13 protein-coding genes are annotated in these 17,036 nt (G+C 68.9%); 4 read left to right on the top strand and 9 right to left on the bottom strand.

Translation table 11 applies throughout. The features are described from left to right. Positions 1 to 5: 5 nt before the first annotated feature. The 4 genes from ACZ1DY_RS10465 to ACZ1DY_RS10450 form a co-directional block, all read right to left on the bottom strand. Positions 6 to 662 carry a histidine phosphatase family protein gene (locus ACZ1DY_RS10465; protein ID WP_465484199.1) on the bottom strand — a complete coding sequence of 219 codons (657 nt, stop codon included), beginning with the start codon at positions 660 to 662 and terminating at the stop codon, positions 6 to 8. Then, positions 663 to 1,727, bottom strand: coding sequence for a phosphotransferase family protein (locus tag ACZ1DY_RS10460; RefSeq protein ID WP_465484198.1), 1,065 nt, complete (start codon positions 1,725 to 1,727; stop codon positions 663 to 665). It abuts the gene before it with no gap. Further along, a complete protein-coding gene (locus tag ACZ1DY_RS10455) occupies positions 1,724 to 2,476 on the bottom strand; it encodes an SDR family oxidoreductase (protein ID WP_126735513.1) in 753 nt (250 codons plus the stop codon). The genes ACZ1DY_RS10460 and ACZ1DY_RS10455 overlap by 4 nt, the downstream gene beginning before the upstream one ends. A 101-nt stretch (positions 2,477 to 2,577) precedes the next feature. After that, positions 2,578 to 3,828 carry a S8 family peptidase gene (locus ACZ1DY_RS10450; protein WP_126735511.1) on the bottom strand — a complete coding sequence of 417 codons (1,251 nt, stop codon included), beginning with the start codon at positions 3,826 to 3,828 and terminating at the stop codon, positions 2,578 to 2,580. 260 nt (positions 3,829 to 4,088) lie between these two features. On the opposite strand from ACZ1DY_RS10450, the gene ACZ1DY_RS10445 reads away from it, so the two are divergent. After that, positions 4,089 to 5,045: a hypothetical protein gene (locus tag ACZ1DY_RS10445; protein ID WP_126735509.1), complete on the top strand. Its 957-nt coding sequence runs from the start codon at positions 4,089 to 4,091 to the stop codon at positions 5,043 to 5,045. Here the strand turns inward: ACZ1DY_RS10445 and ACZ1DY_RS10440 are convergent. Beyond that, a complete protein-coding gene (locus ACZ1DY_RS10440; protein ID WP_257488579.1) occupies positions 5,042 to 6,676 on the bottom strand; it encodes an acyl-CoA synthetase in 1,635 nt (544 codons plus the stop codon). The two genes, ACZ1DY_RS10445 and ACZ1DY_RS10440, sit on opposite strands and share 4 nt — an antisense overlap. Positions 6,677 to 6,826: 150 nt before the next feature. On the opposite strand from ACZ1DY_RS10440, the gene ACZ1DY_RS10435 reads away from it, so the two are divergent. From ACZ1DY_RS10435 to ACZ1DY_RS10425, 3 genes are all read left to right on the top strand, one after another. Beyond that, complete coding sequence (locus ACZ1DY_RS10435) at positions 6,827 to 8,533, top strand: bifunctional 3'-5' exonuclease/DNA polymerase (protein WP_465484197.1); 1,707 nt, start codon at positions 6,827 to 6,829, stop codon at positions 8,531 to 8,533. Between the two features lie 341 nt (positions 8,534 to 8,874). Then, on the top strand, positions 8,875 to 9,159 hold the full coding sequence (locus ACZ1DY_RS10430) for a transposase (protein WP_465485635.1): 285 nt from the start codon (positions 8,875 to 8,877) through the stop codon (positions 9,157 to 9,159). Then, on the top strand, positions 9,156 to 10,037 hold the full coding sequence (locus ACZ1DY_RS10425; RefSeq protein ID WP_465484196.1) for an IS3 family transposase: 882 nt from the start codon (positions 9,156 to 9,158) through the stop codon (positions 10,035 to 10,037). The genes ACZ1DY_RS10430 and ACZ1DY_RS10425 overlap by 4 nt, the downstream gene beginning before the upstream one ends. Before the next feature lie 289 nt (positions 10,038 to 10,326). On the opposite strand, the gene hrpA is transcribed toward ACZ1DY_RS10425, so the two are convergent. The 4 genes from hrpA to ACZ1DY_RS10405 all read right to left on the bottom strand — a co-directional run bounded on the left by hrpA (position 10,327) and on the right by ACZ1DY_RS10405 (position 17,024). Further along, entirely contained in the window at positions 10,327 to 14,217 is a 3,891-nt protein-coding gene (gene hrpA, locus ACZ1DY_RS10420; protein WP_465484195.1) for an ATP-dependent RNA helicase HrpA, read from the bottom strand. Between the two features lie 69 nt (positions 14,218 to 14,286). Next, positions 14,287 to 15,450 carry a lactate 2-monooxygenase gene (locus ACZ1DY_RS10415; RefSeq protein WP_465484194.1) on the bottom strand — a complete coding sequence of 388 codons (1,164 nt, stop codon included), beginning with the start codon at positions 15,448 to 15,450 and terminating at the stop codon, positions 14,287 to 14,289. Positions 15,451 to 15,463: 13 nt separating this feature from the next. Then, a complete protein-coding gene (locus tag ACZ1DY_RS10410) occupies positions 15,464 to 16,672 on the bottom strand; it encodes a cation:proton antiporter (protein WP_465484193.1) in 1,209 nt (402 codons plus the stop codon). A 40-nt stretch (positions 16,673 to 16,712) separates the two neighbouring features. Then, positions 16,713 to 17,024: a hypothetical protein gene (locus ACZ1DY_RS10405; RefSeq protein WP_465484192.1), complete on the bottom strand. Its 312-nt coding sequence runs from the start codon at positions 17,022 to 17,024 to the stop codon at positions 16,713 to 16,715. Positions 17,025 to 17,036: the final 12 nt, after the last annotated feature.

Genomic DNA, 17,036 nt, shown 5'->3' with positions numbered 1-17,036 from the left:
GTCTCCTACCGATAAGTGAGCAGTTGTGCGGCTTCCGCCTCGAAATGCGGATGTTCGTTGAACGACAGCAAGGTCACCCCGCCGCGGCCGGACACGAGTTTGGTGATGCCCGCGTTCACGGTGACCCGGTTCAGCTTCAGCAGCCCCGCTTCCGGCGTACCCATGAGCGCGCCGCAGACCGTCGCGATCACGCCGCCGGAGCTGAAGACCACGGCGTGCTCGCCCTTGCCCAGCGACGCCACGACGTCGGCCAGCGCGCCTTTGACCCGCTCCAAGAACCGGGGCCAGGTCTCGGCACACGGACTGTCTTCGCCGGCGGAGACCCAGGCGTTCAGCGCACCGTCCAAAGCGGCCTGATACGCCCGCGAATCGGCCTGCTGGACACCGGCCGCGTGATGCTTCGCGATGTCGACGTGGTCGTACTCGTTCCAGCGCTCGTCCTCGACGACGGCGATCCCGGAGCCGAGCACCTTCAACGCCGTCGCGGCCGTGTCCCGTTGGCGGGCAAGGGAACCCGCTCGCGCCCGGGTGAATTCGACACCGCGCCGCAGCAGTTCCTCACCGACCACAGTGGACTGTTCGAAGCCGCGCGGCGAGAGCTGGTCGTAGTTCGCCGCGCCGAACGAGGCCTGCCCGTGCCGGACCAGGTAGATCGCACCCATCTACGCGGTTCCTCCTCCGATGATCCGGCGGCAGCGCCCGTCGAGGTAACCGACGAACTGCCAAAGGTCCTTCAACGCCGGATTGGTCGTCTGTCCACTGTGGAACCGGTAGTAGATCTGCTGGATCACCACCGCGAGCCGGAACAGGCCGTACACCTCGTAGAACGTCCAGTCGCCGATTTCGAGGCCGGAGCGTTCCGCGTACCGGCGCACGAACTCCTCTCGCGTGTACATCCCCGACACGTGCGTCGGCTGACGGCGGCTGAGCTTCATGACGTCGTCATCGTCGTCCTGTACCCAGTACGCCAGGGTGCTGCCCAGTTCCATCAGCGGATCGCCGAGGGTGGCCATCTCCCAGTCGAGCACGCCGACGATGTCGAGAGCGTCGTCGAGCACCAGGTTGTCGAGCCGGTAGTCGTTGTGGATCAAGCAGATCTTGACCTCGGACGGCTGATTGTCCTTCAGCCACGCCATCACCTCGGCGCAGTCCGGGACGTTCTCCGTGCGCGCCTTGAGGAACCGCTCCGACCAGCCGCGCACCTGGCGCTCGACGTAGCCGGCACCCTTGCCGAGATCGGCCAGCCCGGCGGCCTCGACGTCGACGGAATGCAGTTCCACCAGCCGGTCGACGACCTTGCCGCACAGCTCCCGCGCGCCCTCCGGCGGCAGGTCGAGACCGGCGGGCAGATCTCCGCGCAGGATCAGACCTTCCAGCCGTTCCATCACGTAGAAGTCGCCGCCGAGCACGGTTTCGTCGTCGCAGAAGGCGAGCACCTCGGGCACGTACGGGAAGACGGGCCGCAAACCCTGCTGGACCCGGAATTCGCGGCGCATGTCGTGCGCGGACGCGGCCTTGTGCCCGAGCGGCGGGCGCCGCAGGATCAGCTCGCGATCCGGGTAAGTCAGCAGGTACGTGAGATTCGAGGCGCCACCGGGGAACTGGCGGACCTCGGGCGGCGCGTCTCCGAGCCCGGGCACCCGTCCGGCCAGCCACGCGTGCACCGCGGCCGGGTCGAACGAGTCCTCTCCGCGTACCTCGACGGTCTTGTCCGCGGCGACCGTCATCCGAACTTCTTCAGCAACGGCGCCGGGACGAACGGGAAGAGCTTCGAGAGCACGCTCCAGGGCCACGTCGGCACGAACGCCTTCGCCGTCTCGGATTCGATCGCCTTCACCAGCGCCTGCGCGCCGGGCTCCGCCCTGACGGCGCCCGGGAGCTTCGAGATGTCTTCGTTCATCTCCGATTCGATGAACCCGGGATGCAGCGTGGTGACCTTGATCGGCGTCTTCAGCAGCTCGATCCGGGTGCCCTCGGCGAACGACGAGATACCCGCCTTCGAGGCGGCGTACGCGGTCGCGTTGCCGGGCACACCGCGCAGCGCGAGGAAGGAGGACACGACCACCAGGTGGCCGTTCTTCTGCTTGCGGAAGATGCCGACGGCGGCCTCGATCTGGGCGGCCGCGGCGAGGAAGTTCGTCTGGAGGGTCTCGCGGTTGGCGTCGAACCGGCCGGTGCCGATGCGCTGCCCCTTGCCGAGCCCGGCGTTCACGATCACGCGGTCGAGTGAGCCGAGTTCCTCGCGGAACTCCTCGAAGACGGCGAAGACCTGGTCGTGGTCGTTCACGTCCAGCTTCCGGGTGACCACGGTGATGCCGGGGTACGCCTTCTTGAGTTCCGCGGCGAGCGCTTCGAGCCGGTCGACACGACGGGCGGCCAGCGCCAGGTTGCGGCCTCTGGCGGCGTACTGCCTGGCCATTCCCTCGCCGAGTCCGGAGCTCGCCCCGGTGATCAGGATGTTCTTCCGCAGGACCATGGCAGGGAGCTTACCCGTTGGTAACAAGTCTGGGACCCCCTCGAACATGGGGCTGCCCCCGGCGCCTGGGGTTCGCCGGGGGCAACCTGTCCACAAGGGTCTTACTTGACCTGGAGCAGCTTGTTGGCCGTTCCGCCGGTCGGGTTGCTGATCTTGCCGTCCGCGGCGGCACCGACCAGGCCTTCGGCGACCTGGGCCGGGGTGGCCTCGGGGTTCGCCGAGAGGTACAGCGCGGCGGCACCGGCGACGTGCGGCGCGGCCATCGAGGTACCGCTGATGGTGTTGGTGGCGTCGTCACCGGTCGCCCACGACGAGGTGATGTCGACACCCGGCGCGTACAGGTCCACGACCGAGCCGTAGTTCGAGAAGCTGGCCTGCTTGTCGGTCTTGTCGCTGGCGGCCACCGTGATGGCCTCCTTCACCCTGGCGGGCGAAGTGGTGCCGGCGTCGGAGGACTCGTTGCCCGCCGCGAGCGCGAAGGTCACGCCCTTGTCGATGGCGCCCTTGACCGCCGCGTCGAGTGCGTCGTCCGCGCCGCCGCCCAGGCTCATGTTGGCGACCGACGGGCCCTTGGCGTTCGCCGCGACCCAGTCGACACCGGCGACGACACCCTCGGTGGTGCCGCTGCCGTTGGCGTCCAGCACGCGGACGCCGACGATCTTGACACCCTTCGCCAGGCCGTGGTCCGTGCCGCCGATGGTGCCGGCGACGTGCGTGCCGTGGCCGTGCTCGTCGTTGGGGGTGTCGTCGTTGTCGACGAAGTCCTTGCCACCGGTCGCGCGGTCACCGAAGTCCTTGTGCGAGCCGCGGACACCGGTGTCGATGACGTAGGCGGTGACGTTGTCGGCCTTCGTCGGGTAGGTGTACTTGTCGTCGAGCGGCAGGTCCGCCTGGTCGACGCGGTCCAGGCCCCACGACGGCGGGTTGTCCTGGGTCTCGCTGATCTTGAACGTCTTGTTCTGGACGACGTACGCGACCTGCGGGTCGGCGGCGAGACGCTTCGCGGCGGCTTCGTCGGCCTTGATCGAGAAGCCGTTCAGCGCCGAACCGAACGTGCGGGACAGCGTGGTGCCGTACTGACCGGTGAGGCCCTGCGCCTTGGCGGCCACGTTCGCGGTGATCTCGTGCGCCGCGGCCACGCCCTGGCCGACCGCGGTGGGCTTGAGCACGACGATGTAGCTGCCGCCGACCGCGTTGGCCGCACCCGCGCCGCGGATCTCGCCCTGCTGCTCGGCGTTGGCCGCACCCGCGCCGAACGTGGCGACCGCCGCGGTCACCCCGGCGAGGGCGACACCCGCCACGAGGCCGCTACGGGTCTTTCGGGACTTCAGGTTCTTCCGGGACTTGCTCACTGGTTCCCTTCCTGCCGCGCCGTGCGGATCACCCGGGAGGATGATCGTTGTTGAGAGCCATGCAAGCCGGTGCCCTGGTGGCGGGCAATGATTCACAGTTACCAGTACTAGGCCATCCGGAGTAACCGCGCTCGTCCGTAAAGTCGTTTTCGCCTGGCAGAAGGCGCCCCTGAAGCGTTACCTCAGACTGTTAAAGTTATTCGTGTTGTTATCAACCGGGCGGTGTCAGGGAACGGCAGACGGGGGCGGTCGGGCAGCATATGGTGGCGGGGAGCGCGGCGGACCGAGTGACCACGGACGATGAAGATCAGCCGCGTACCGCGTTCGCCACCGCGTTGAGATCGGCCATCGCCACCAGCGGCCTGAGTCTCGACCGTATCCAAGCCCGGCTGCTCGCGCGCGGCGCGTCGGTGAGCGTGACCGCGCTGAGTTACTGGCAATCGGGCAAACGTCAGCCGGAACGGCAGAGTTCGCTGTCCGCGGTCCGGGTCCTCGAAGAGGTCCTGGCGATCCCCGCCGGTTCGCTGCTCAGCCTGCTGCCGCCGCCGCGACCGCGCGGAGCGTCGTCACGCCGCAGCCGGGCGACCACCGAGCAGCCGCTGACCTTCCCGCTCGAAGCGCTCCAGGCGCTGCTGGAGAAGGTCGGCGCGCCCAACGCGCTCGAACAACACCATCAGCTGAAACTCGTCGGCCTGCACGACCTGTGCGAGATCGCCGAGGACGGCGGGCAACGCGCGGTGACCGCGCGGGCGGTGTTCCAGGCGGGCGCGGACGGGCAGGACCGCTGGCTGCTGGTCTACGCCCAGGGCGATCCGGAGGCCGGGCCGCCGGTGCTGAACACGCTGCGCAACTGTCACGTCGGCCGCGCCGAGGTCGACGACGAGCACGGGCTCACGGTGGCCGAACTGCTCTTCGACCGGCCCATCGACCGCGGCGAGACCCACCTGATCGAGTACTCGCTGACCAACCCCGGGCCGCCGTACCCGGAATGCCGGAACACGCATTACCGCGAGTTCCGGCGTCCCGTGCGCGAGTACCTGCTGGAGGTCCGGTTCGATCCGGGCACCGTGCCGGCGAAATGCTGGCAGTACAGCGCCCACGGCGCCTCGGCTGGGCCGAGGGACCGGAAGGAACTCAAACCGGACCAGGGCAACGGCGTCCACGCCGTGGCGCTCGACTTCGGCCCCGGCGTGTTCGGCATCGACTGGGAGTACTAGTGCAGCTTGTTGCGCAGCACCTTCCCGGTCGCGTTGCGCGGTAGCTCGTCGAGGAACTCCACCTCGCGCGGCACCTTGTACCGGGCGAGGTTGGCCTTGACGTACTCGCGCACGCCGTCGACGTCCAGATCCGATTTCTCGGCCCGCACCACGAAGGCCTTCAGCCGCTGCCCGAACTCGGGATCGTCGACCCCGATCACGGCGGCTTCGAGCACGTCCTCGCGTTCGACCAAAAGGTTCTCGACCTCGATCGGGAAGACGTTCTCGCCGCCGGAGACGATCATCTCGTCGTCGCGGCCGTCGATGAACAGCAGGCCGTCCTCGTCGAAATGGCCGACGTCGCCGCTGGAGAGCAGGCCGTCGATGATCTCCTTGTTGCGCCCGTCGGTGTAGCCCTGGAAGCTCAGCCCGCTGCCGACGAACACCCGGCCGGTGACATGCGGCTCGGTGATCTTCTCGCCCTTTTCGTCGTACAGCGCGACCTTGCAGCCCACCGGCGCGCGGCCGACGGTACCCGGCGCCTTGCGCCAGTCCTCGGGGGTCGCGACGGTGGCGACCGCGACCTCGGTGGAGCCGTAGAGGTTGTGGACGACGTCGCCGAACGCGGCGGTCGCACGGTTCCCCAGATCCGGTGACAGCGCTGAGCCTGCGACGAAGATGATCCGCAGGGACGAGGTGTCGTACTTGGCGCGGACCTCCTCGGGCAGGTCGACGATCCGCTGCAGCATCGTCGGCACGAGGACCAGCGTGGTGCAGCGGTTCTCCGCGACGCCGCGCAACGTCTCCTCCGGCACGAACTTGCGCCGCATGACGACCTTCGAACCGAGCGCGAACGACAGGATGAACTGCGACAACCCGGTGCCGTGGAACAGCGGTGCGCCCATGTAGGTCGCTTCGCCGGTCCTCAGTGGGATGCGGTCGAGGAACTGCGCGGAGGCGAGAGCGGACGTGTGCGGCCGCGGCGCGCCCTTCGGCGTCCCGGTGGTGCCACTGGTCAGGAGGATGAACCCGCCTGGTTTGGCGGGCGCGGGCCACGCGCGGTCGTCGGTGCTGGCGACCAGTTCGGCGACGACGGGGACGCCTGCCGGGCGGGCGGTGTCCGAATCGACCCACGCGAGGTAGTGCTCGACGTCGCCTTCGACCGCGTCCAGCAGGCCGGTGAACTCCTGGTCGTACACGAGCGCGGTGACGCCTTCACGCTTGGCGACGTCCGCGAGCTGTGGTTTGGCGAACCCGGTGTTCATCAGCAGCAACTTGGCGCCGAGCTTGCCCGAGGCGAGCATCGTCAGCACGAGACCGCGGTGATCGCGGCACAGCGCGGCGATCACCGACCCCGGGCCGAGGCCGCGTTCGGACCACGCCCTGGCCAGCGCGTTCGACTGGGTGTCGAGCTGCTTGAAGGTCAGCGGGCCGAGCTCGTCGATGATGCCGGTCGCGGTCGGGTCCCGGCGGGCGGCGATCATGTTCGCGCCGGCGAACGGGCCCCATTTGCGCACCATGACCAGCGAACGCAGACCTTCGTCGACGCGCGGGATGGGGAGCAGGCCCGCTTGGCGCATCACGTCGATGCTGCGCACGGTCTCGGTCACCTTGCCCGCCACCAGGGTGGCGAGGCCGGTGGGGTTTCTCATCCGGGCACCTCCGTTGCTGCTGCGGCGAGACACCATGCCCCCGGCGGTTCGCGTACCGGCGGTATGGGGTTGCTACTCGACAGTAGCCGACCGATAGCGCAGGCGCACTAGCCGTCTGGTGACAGAAATGTCGGAGGGAACCACCACAATGTGAGTGTGCAGGCGATCGCAGGTCAAGAGGAGGATGGCGACTTCGCGATCGCTTTTTCCGGGCAGCCCGCGCGGCGGGGGATGAAGCTCCCGGAGTTCGTCGGCGAAGTACGGCGATTGGAGGCGGAGCACTCACCCCGTTGGGTGTTCCCGTCGGTCGAAGGGACGTATCCGGCGCTGATCAAGGCGGGTGTGCGGGTGCGGCGCTGTCACGACCTGGCGCTGACCGAGGGATTGCTCCTGGCCCACGAAGGGCGCCCGCAGGAATCGCGGAGTCTGCGTGCCGCGCTGGCCAGGGCGAACGGGCAAGAGGCGCCCGCCGACGAGCCGCCGCTCTGGGCCGAGGACGACCAGCCCACGCTGTTCGAGACCCGGGGGCCGCGGCTGCCCTCGGGCGTCACGGTGATCGACGCGGCGCGCCGGGTGCTGGCCGAGCAGGAGAAGCGGGTCGCTCTCACCGAGCGTCCGGAGCGGCTCCGGTTGCTTTTCGCGGCGGAGTCGGCGAGCGCGCTGGCGGCCGCGGAGATGTCGGCCGACGGGCTGCCTTGGCGAGCCGACCTGCACTTGGCGCTGCTGGCCGAGCAGCTCGGGCCGCGTGTCCCGGCGGGGCACCGGCCGAAGCGGCTGGTCGAGCTGGCGGCGAAGATCAGCGACGCGTTCGGCGGACGCCCGGTCAACCCGGACGCCCCGGCCAGCGTCGTGCGGGCGCTCGGCCGGGAGGGCATCGAGGTCTCGTCGGCCAGGAAGTACCTGCTGCGCGACATCGACCACCCCGCCGTCCCGCCGCTGCTGGAGTACAAGGAGCTCGCGCGGCTGCATTCGGCCAACGGCTGGACGTGGCTCGACGAGTGGGTGCACGACGGCCGGTTCCGTCCGCACTACGTCGTCGGCGGGGTCGTTTCCGGCCGTTGGGCGAGCCGGGGCGGGGGTGCGCTGCAGATCCCGAAGATCCTGCGGACCTGCGTCCGGGCCGATCCCGGCTGGAAACTGGTCGTCGCCGACGCCGCCCAGCTGGAGCCGCGGGTACTGACGGCGTTGTCCGGAGATCGGAAGCTGGCCGAGGTCGCCGCGGCCACGGATCTGTACGCGAGCCTCGCCGAGGCGATGTTCTCCGGTGTGCGCCGCGTGCCGGTGCCCGCTTGGGACGACAGGGACGATCGCGACCGCGCGAAGATCGCGATGCTGTCGGCGATGTACGGCGGCACTTCCGGCGAGGCGGGACCGTTGCTGGCGTTGCTGCGCACGAGGTTCCCGGACGCGGTGTCCTATGTGGAGCGTGCCGCGCAGGCCGGGGAACGCGGTGAGCGCGTCCGCTCGCGGCTGGGCCGGACGTCGCCCGCGCCATCGGAGGCCTGGCGCGCGCTGACCGGCGGCGTCGCGGAGGACGAGGCGGGCGAGCTGAAGGCGCGGCAGGCGTCCCGCAACTGGGGGCGTTTCACCCGGAACTTCGTCGTGCAGGCGAGCGCGGCGGATATGACCGCGGTCCTGCTGGCGACCCTGCGGAGCAGACTCCCCTCCCCCGCGCACCTGGTGTTCTTCCAGCACGACGAGGTCCTGGTACACACCCCGGCCGAGTTCGCCGACGAGGTCTCGGAGTCCATTGTGGACAGTATGGCCGAGGCGGCGCGGATGCTCTTCGGTCCCGCTTGCCCGGTCCGGTTCCCGCTGCACATCGCCGCCGTGGACACCTACGCCGACGCTAAGTGAGTTACGCCCCCGATCACGCGAGTTACGCCCCCGATCACGCGAGTTACGCCTCCAAACACGCGAGTTACGCCTTCAATCACGCGAGTTACGCCCTCAATCACGCGTGTCGTCCATCTGATCACACGTGTCGTCCATCGGATCACGCGCGTCGTCCATCGGATCACGCGAGTTCCGCCTCCAGTCACGCGAGTTACGCCCTCAATCACGCAAGTTCCGGCCTCGATCACACGAGTCCCGTTTCCAGGCGACGGGAACACGTGACCAGATGGCGAACTCGTGGAGTTGCCCCCGTGATGCGGACACCTTGATTCCAGACAGTGGTCTGGAGGGAGGATGTCTTGGTGTCGCGTTCGTCGAAGTATCCGGAGCAGTTCCGTCGGGATGCGGTGGAGCTGGTGGAGTCCGGTGATCGTCCGTTGCGTCAGATCGCTCGTGAGCTGGGTGTCAATCACGAGACCCTGCGGTCGTGGGTGAACAAGGCCAAGGAGGAAGCGGCCGCGCCGGTGGAGGATCCCGCGGTCACCGATGAGGTGCAGCGGTTGCGGAAGCAGGTCGCTGAGCTGCAGAAAGAGAAGGAGATCCTGCGTAAAGCGGCCGCCTATTTTGCCAAAGAGATGGATCGATGATCTACCGCTACCGGTTCATCTCCGAGCATCGCGCCGAGTTCGGTGTGAAGCGGTTGTGTCAGGTCCTGGGCCTGCGTCGGCAGGGTTTCCACGAGTGGGTCGCCGCCGAGGCCGCTCGTGAGGTGGTGGCGGCGGGGGAGCGGGAGCTGGTGGCGGTGATCGCCTCGATCCATGCCGAGCACCGGCGCGCCTACGGTGTCCCGCGGATCACCGCCGAGCTGCGCCGGCGCGGGCGGGTGGTGAACCACAAGCGGGTGGAGCGGTTGATGCGCGAACAGGGCCTGGCCGGGATCACCCGCCGCAAACGCCGAAGCCTGACCACGCCCGCCGCCAGCCCGGTGACGCCGGTGGCGGATGTGCTCCGCCGTGATTTCACCGCCGAGCGTCCGGGTCACCGGTTCGTCGGGGACATCACCTACCTGCCCACGTTCCAGGGCTGGCTCTACCTGGCCACGGTGATCGACCTGCACAACCGCGAGATCGTCGGGCACGCGATGGGCGAGCACCTGCGCGCCGGCCTGGTCTGCGACGCGATCACCCTGGCCACCGCACGCGGCCTGATCCGCCCCGGCGCGGTGTTCCACTCCGACCGTGGCGTCCAGTACACCTCCGGCCAATTCCGGGCCGCGCTCGCCGATCACCGGATCCGGCCCTCGATCGGACGGGTCGGATCCTGCTACGACAACGCCGTCGCCGAGTCGTTCTTCGCCACCCTCAAAACCGAGATCGGCACCACCATCTGGCCCACCCGTGACCAGGCACGACACGACATATTCCGCTACCTCCACTACTACAACCACAACCGTCTACATTCGACAGTCGGTCACCGAACACCCCACGAAACCCGAACCAGCTACAGTCACCAGCAAGCCGCGTAACAACCCCGTGTCCGGAATCCGGGGGCAACTCCACTCGCGTGATCAGATGGACGACACGCGTGATTGAACGGACGACACGTGTGATCAGGCGGCGAACCCGCGTGATTGAAGGCGCGACTCGCGTGACTGGGCGCGCGACTCGCGTGACTGGAGGCGTAACTCGCGTGATTGGGGGCGTAACTCGCGTGGTTGGAGGCGTAACTCGCGTGGGTGGGGGCGTAACTGGCGTGCGTGGGGGTGTAACTCACGTGAGTGGGGCGGGGGGTTGCGGAGCGCCGCAGTTAGCTGGCTAACTGCGGGGCGCGGCGGCGTCGTCCAGGGCCTTGATGACCCGCTTGAGGGAGACGGGGTGGGCGGTACCGAGCGTCTGGGCGAAGAAGCTCACCCGAAGTTCCTCGATCATCCACCGGATCTCCCGCAGCGCGGGCGACGAAGTGCCCGGAGGAAGGGCGTCCAGCGCCGCCTGATACTCGTTCCGGAGCCACGCGATGTCGCCGGTGCGCTGGATGTCGCGCGTCGGCTCGGTCGGGAGCTTCTCCAGCCGCCGTTCGATCCCTCGCAGGTACCGGACGACGTGCTTGAGCCTGTCCTGCCCCGTTTCGGTGACGAAACCCTTGTGCACCAAGCCATCCAGCTGCGAGCGGATATCCGCGAGCGAGTCCTTCGGACCGCGCGTGTCGGCCAGCCGCGTTTCGACGTCGTTCGCGGCGCGCAGGATCTTCTCGACGTTGGTCAGCACGTCGAGCACCCCGGAGTTCAGCCCGGCGCGCACCTTCTCCAGCAGGACCGCGAAGCCGGCCTCGTCCCAGCGCGGTCCGCCGTTGTCGGCCACGAGCTTGTCGACCGCGCAGTCCACACAGTCTTCGAGCAACGCCGCCACGGAGCCGTGCGGATTCCGGTTCAGCACGAGTTTCGACGAGTTGCCGAGGTTACGGGTGATGAACTTCATCGGCGACGGGATGTTCAGCCGCAGCATCCGCCGCGTGCCCGCCCACATCGACTGTTCCTGCTGGCCCGGCGTGTCCAGCAGGCGCACCGCCACGGAACCGCCTTCGTCGACCAGCGCCGGATACGCCTTGACGTCGTGCCCGCGCTGCTTGCTCGCGAACACCTTCGGCAGCTCACCGAACGCGGGCGTCGTCAGGCCCTCGCGCTCGATGCTGTCGGCGGCCTTGGAGATCGTCGCGCGCACCTGCCCGCTCAGATCCCGTTTGAGCGCCTCGATGTCCTTGCCCTCGGACACCTTCTTGCCGCGGACGTCGACCACGCGGAACGTCATCTTCAGATGCTCGGGGACCGTCGACAGCTGCCAGGCGTCGTCGGGGATCACCACCCCGCGCAACGCTTCCAGCTCGTCGGCGACGACGTGCAGCAGCGGCCCGTCGGCCGGGCCGACCCGCGAGAGCACCAGCTTCGCGTGATCGGGCGCCGGCACGAAGTTGCGCCGGATCGCCTTGGGCAGAGACTTGATCAGCTGCGTCACCAGCTCTTCGCGCAGGCCAGGGACCTGCCAGTCGAAGCCGTCCGGGGTCACCTGGTTCAGCACCGGCAGCGGGATGTGCACGGTGACCCCGTCGGCGTCCGCGCCCGGCTCGAACTGGTACGTGAGCTTGAAGGTCTGGCCGCCCTGGGTCCAGAAGTCGGGGTAATCGGCCTCGCGCACGCCGCCCGCGGTCTCGTTGATGAGCATCGTCTTCTCGAAGCTCAGCAGGTCGGGCTGGGTGTGGCGCGCCTTCTTCCACCAGCTGTCGAAATGCCGCGCGGAGACGACGTCGGCCGGGACGCGCTGGTCGTAGAACTCGAACAGCGTCTCGTCGTCGACCAGGATGTCGCGGCGGCGGGCCCGGTTCTCCAGGTCCTCGACCTCTTCGAGCAGCGCGCGGTTCTCGCGGAAGAAGTGGTGCCGGGTCTCCCAATCACCTTCGACGAGCGCGTGCCGGATGAACAGCTCGCGGCTCACCTCGGGGTCGATCCGGCCGTAGTTGACGCGGCGGTCGGCGACGAGCGGGACGCCGTACAGCGTCACCTTCTCCTTCGCCATCACGGCGCCCTGCTTGCGTTCCCAGTGCGGCTCGGAGTAGTTCCGCTTCACCACGTGCCCGGCGAGCGGCTCGACCCATTCCGGCTCGATCCGCGCGTTGACCCGGCCCCATAGCCGTGAGGTCTCGACGAGTTCGGCCGACATGACGAACCGAGGCTGCTTCTTGAACAGCGCCGACCCCGGGAACACCGAGAACCGCGCCCCGCGCGCGCCGAGATAGTCGCCCTTGGCCGGATCCTTGAGGCCGACGTGCGACAACAGCCCGGCGATCAGCGACGTGTGCACCCGTTGCGGATCGACCGGGCCGGAGGTGTTGAGGGTGATGCCGAGCGGTTTGGCCAGCTGACGCAGCTGGCTGAAGATGTCCTGCCATTCGCGGATGCGCAGGTAGTTCAGGTACTCGTTGCGGCACATCCGGCGGAACTGGTTGGTGGACAACGCCTTCTGCTGCTCGGTGACGTACTCCCACAGGTTCAGGTACGCGAGGAAGTCGGACGTCTTGTCCGCGAACCGCGCGTGCTGCTCGTCCGCCGCCTGCTGCTTCTCCGCCGGACGCTCGCGCGGGTCCTGAATGGACAGTGCGGCGGCGATGATCATCACTTCGCGGACGCAGCCGTTGCGGGACGCCTCCAGCACCATCCGCGCCATCCGCGGATCGACCGGGAGCTGCGCGAGCTTGCGGCCGGTCTCGGTGAGCTTCTTGCCGTCCGACATCTCGAACGCGCCGAGTTCCTGCAGCAGCTGGACACCGTCGGTCACCTGACGGCGGTCCGGCGGCTCCACGAAGGGGAACGCCGCGATGTCGCCGAGGCCGAGCGAGGTCATCTGCAGGATGACCGACGCGAGGTTGGTCCGCAGGATCTCCGGATCGGTGAACTCGGGCCGCGCGTCGAAGTCGTCCTCGGAGTACAGCCGGATGCAGATACCGTCGGACGTCCGGCCGCAGCGGCCCTTGCGCTGGTTCGCCGACGCCTGCGACACCGGCTCGATCGGCAGCCGCTGCACCTTGGTGCGGTGGCTGTAGCGCGAGATCCGCGCGGTGCCGGGGTCGACGACGTACTTGATACCGGGCACGGTCAGCGACGTCTCGGCGACGTTCGTCGCGAGCACGACGCGGCGTCCGGTGTGGCGCTGGAACACCCGATGCTGGTCCGACGACGAAAGCCGGGCGTACAGCGGCAGGATCTCGGTGTTCCTCAGGTCCTGTTTGGACAGGGCGTCCGCCGCGTCGCGGATCTCCCGCTCGCCGGAGAGGAACACCAGGATGTCGCCGGGCCCCTCGTGCTGCAGTTCGTCGACGGCGTCGCAGATGGCCTGCGTCTGGTCGCGATCCTGGTCGGCGTCCGGGTCGTCGGGGTCGATGATCGGCCGGTACCGGACCTCGACCGGATACGTCCGGCCGGAGACCTCCACGATCGGCGCGTCGTCGAAGTGCTTGGAGAACCGCTCGGGGTCGATCGTCGCGGAGGTGATGATCACCTTGAGATCGGGGCGGCGCGGCAGGAGCTGCTTGACGTAGCCGAGGATGAAGTCGATGTTGAGGCTGCGCTCGTGCGCCTCGTCGATGATCAGCGTGTCGTACTGCCGCAGCATCCGGTCGGTCTGGATCTCGGCGAGCAGGATGCCGTCCGTCATCAGCTTGACCAGCGTGTCCTGGCCCGACTGGTCGGTGAACCGGACCTTGTAGCCGACGGCATCGCCCAGCTCGGTGTTCAGCTCGGAGGCGATGCGATCGGCGACCGTGCGCGCGGCCAGCCGCCGCGGCTGCGTGTGCCCGATCTGGCCCCGGATGCCGCGGCCGAGTTCGAGACAGATCTTCGGCAGCTGGGTCGTCTTCCCGGAGCCGGTCTCGCCCGCGACGATCACCACCTGGTGGTCGCGGATGGCGGCGGCGATCTCGTCCTTGCGCTGGCTGACGGGCAGCTCTTCGGGGAACGAGATCTTCGGGACGGCGTCGCGCCTGCGGGTGACCCGCAGCTCGGCGGCCTCGATGTCGGCCTCGAGCTGGGCGGCGATCGACTCGGCGTTCCGCGCTTTCCGGGCACCGTCGAGCCGGCGCCGGAGGCGGTGCTCGTCGCGCGACATGAGTTCGGGCAGGCGAGCGCGCAGGGCGCCGAGCGGGGAAGGTTGAGAAGCCATGACCGGCACCAGGATAGCCGTGCGTGACGATCCGGGCCTCCGAATATGCCGGAGGCGACATCGCGCTGGTCAGGAGCGGGTGAGCGACCCCGGGGTGAGGTCGGCCAGGGTCCGGTGCCCGGACAGGCCCATGGTCAGGTCGAGATCGGCGAGCAGGCTCCGCAGCACGTGCCGGACGCCCTCCTCCCCCGCGTGCGCCAGGCCGTACACCCACGGCCGCCCCACCAGCACGGCCTTCGCGCCGAGCGCGAGCGCCTTGGCGATGTCGGCGCCGGTGCGGATACCGGAGTCGAACAGGATCTCCAGCCGGTCGCCGACCGCGGCCACGATCTCCGGGAGCGCGTCGAGCGAGGCGACCGCGCCGTCGACCTGACGGCCGCCGTGGTTGGACACGACGATCCCGTCCATCCCGGCCTCGACGGCGCGGCGCGCGTCGTCGGGGTGCTGGATGCCCTTGAGCACGATCGGCCCGTCCCAGTGCTCGCGCAGGAACGGCAGCCGGTCCCAGGTGCTGTCGGTACCGGTGATCATCGAGATCCACCGCAGGATCGCGGTGGGCGGATCCTCCTCCGGCGTCTTCTCCAGCAGGCCGCGGAACACCGGGTCGCTCAGCGGGACACCGAGCCCGACGCCCTTGATGAACGGCAGGTACGCGTGGTCGAGGTCGTTCGGGCGCCACGCGAGGGTCCAGGTGTCGAGCGTGACCACGAGTGTGGTGAAGCCCGCGGCCTTCGCCCGCGCCAGGATGCTCGCGCAGACCTCGTTGTCGGTCGGCCAGTACAGCTGGAACCAGCGCGGACCCTCACCGCTGGCCTCGGCGACGTCCTCGATGCTCGTGGACGACGCCGTCGACATGACATACGGCAGGCCGACCGACGCCGCGGCCCGCGCGGCCGCCGGTTCGGCGCCCTCGTGCACGATCGACTGGACGCCGACCGGCGCCAGCAGCACCGGCGCCGGCACCGGCGTCCCCAGCACGGTCGTCGACAGATCGCGTTCGGTGGCGCCGGTGAGCATCCGGGGCACGAGACGCCAGCGGTCGAACGCCTCCCGGTTGGCCCGCGCGGTGGCGCCGGACCCTGCCGAGCCCGCGACGTACCAGAACGGCCCGGGCTCGAGGATCTCCCGCGCGGACTCCTCCAGCTTCGTGGCGTCGGTGGAGCACGGCGGGAAGGTCCCGCCGAGCCCCTGCAGGTAGATCTCGTTCTGGTAGCCGCCGAACCGTTCGGTCACCCAGGCCTCCTCGTCACGTCGCCCTGGCCGGCTCGTCGCGGCGGGTCGAGCCTCGGACAATACTCGCCGGTAGCAACCAGGTGAGTTTCTCCGAGCGGATGACCGCGACTGGACCGATCACGGCCAGCAGGAGGACGTAGCCCGCGACGAACGGCGCGACCCGCGAGTCCAGCCCGGCCGCGGTCGCCATCGCGGCGAGCACGAGCGAGAACTCGCCGCGGGTGAGCACGGTGAGCCCGATGTTCACCCCGGCCTGGCGATCGAAACCGTTCACTCGTGCGGCCAGCGCGCCCGCGCCGAGGTTCAGCACGATCGTCAGCGCCACCGCGATCAGCACCGGCACGACCACCGAGCCGACCGCGTTCGGATCGATGCTGAGCCCGAAGATGAAGAAGAACAACGCGCCGAACGCGTCCCGCAGCGGGAGCACCAGCTTGTGGATCCGCGGCGCGACCTTCGAGCCACCGAGCATCATGCCGACCATGAACGCGCCGATGGCGTCGGAGACCCCGACCTCTTCGGCGACGGCGGCACCCATCACCGCGACACCGACGAAGCAGACGGTGAGCAGTTCGTCGTCGGCCGAACCGAACAGCTTCGAGATCACCCGGCCACCCCAGCGGGCGAGCGCGGCCATCACGATCAGGAACGCGAAGGCCTTGCCGAAGTCGGCCAGCGCCGAACCGAAGCTCCCGGCGCCGGACAGCACCGGCTGCAGCAACGCCAGGTACAGCGCGAGGAACAGGTCCTCGATCACGATGATGCCCATGATCAGCCGGGACTCGGGGTTGTTCATCCGGCGGGATTCGAGCAGGAGCTTGGTGACGATCGCGGACGACGAGATCCCGATGGCACCGGCGATGACCAGCGCTTCCCTGGTCCCCCAGCCCAGCAGGAAGCCGAACGCGAGACCGCCGCCGATGTTCAGGATCAGGTAGATCAGCCCGGACCAGACGAGTTTGCGCCCGCCCTTGGCCAGATCGTCGAGGGAGAATTCGAGGCCGAGGTAGAACAGGAGGAAGACGAGACCGAGCCCGGCGAGCACGCCGAGTTCGGCCGGATCGTCCACAAGGGACAGTCCGGGGGTGTTGGGGCCGAAGACGAAACCGGCCAGCATGAACAGGGGGATGGTCGGCAGCCCGATACGGGCGCCCGCTCTGGCGATGACACCGGCGGCGAGGAACGCCCCGCCGACGGCCAGCAGGGCATGACCGGAACTCATGGAGACCTCCGATGGATGGCTGATGCGGCTTGGGGACCGGTCAGCGCGGAGGTGCCCGTGCGGGCGCCTGGGGCACCGCTCGGGTGATGACGACGGGTTCGCCCTGCTCAGGGGCGTGGCCCGCGTCGGGGAGGTCGACGGTCTCCGCTTCGGAAGGAGCGTCGGCGAGGGGAACGGCCTGCCCGCCGTGGAAGGCGGGCAGCGGATGGGTCGCGAAGACGGCGACGGGGTCTTCCGTCGCGGCCCGCCCGTGCCCGTGGGGGACGGTCGGCGTGACGAAGGCGAAGACGAGCAAGATCAGCAGGAAGAAGACGGAACGGTGCCGTGGGGCGGGGGCACGGTTCGTCGTCATCTGCCCGCCACT

The sequence above is a fragment of the Amycolatopsis sp. PSD-21 genome (assembly GCF_055561455.1).
This window is presented reverse-complemented; position numbering and strand designations above follow the sequence as displayed.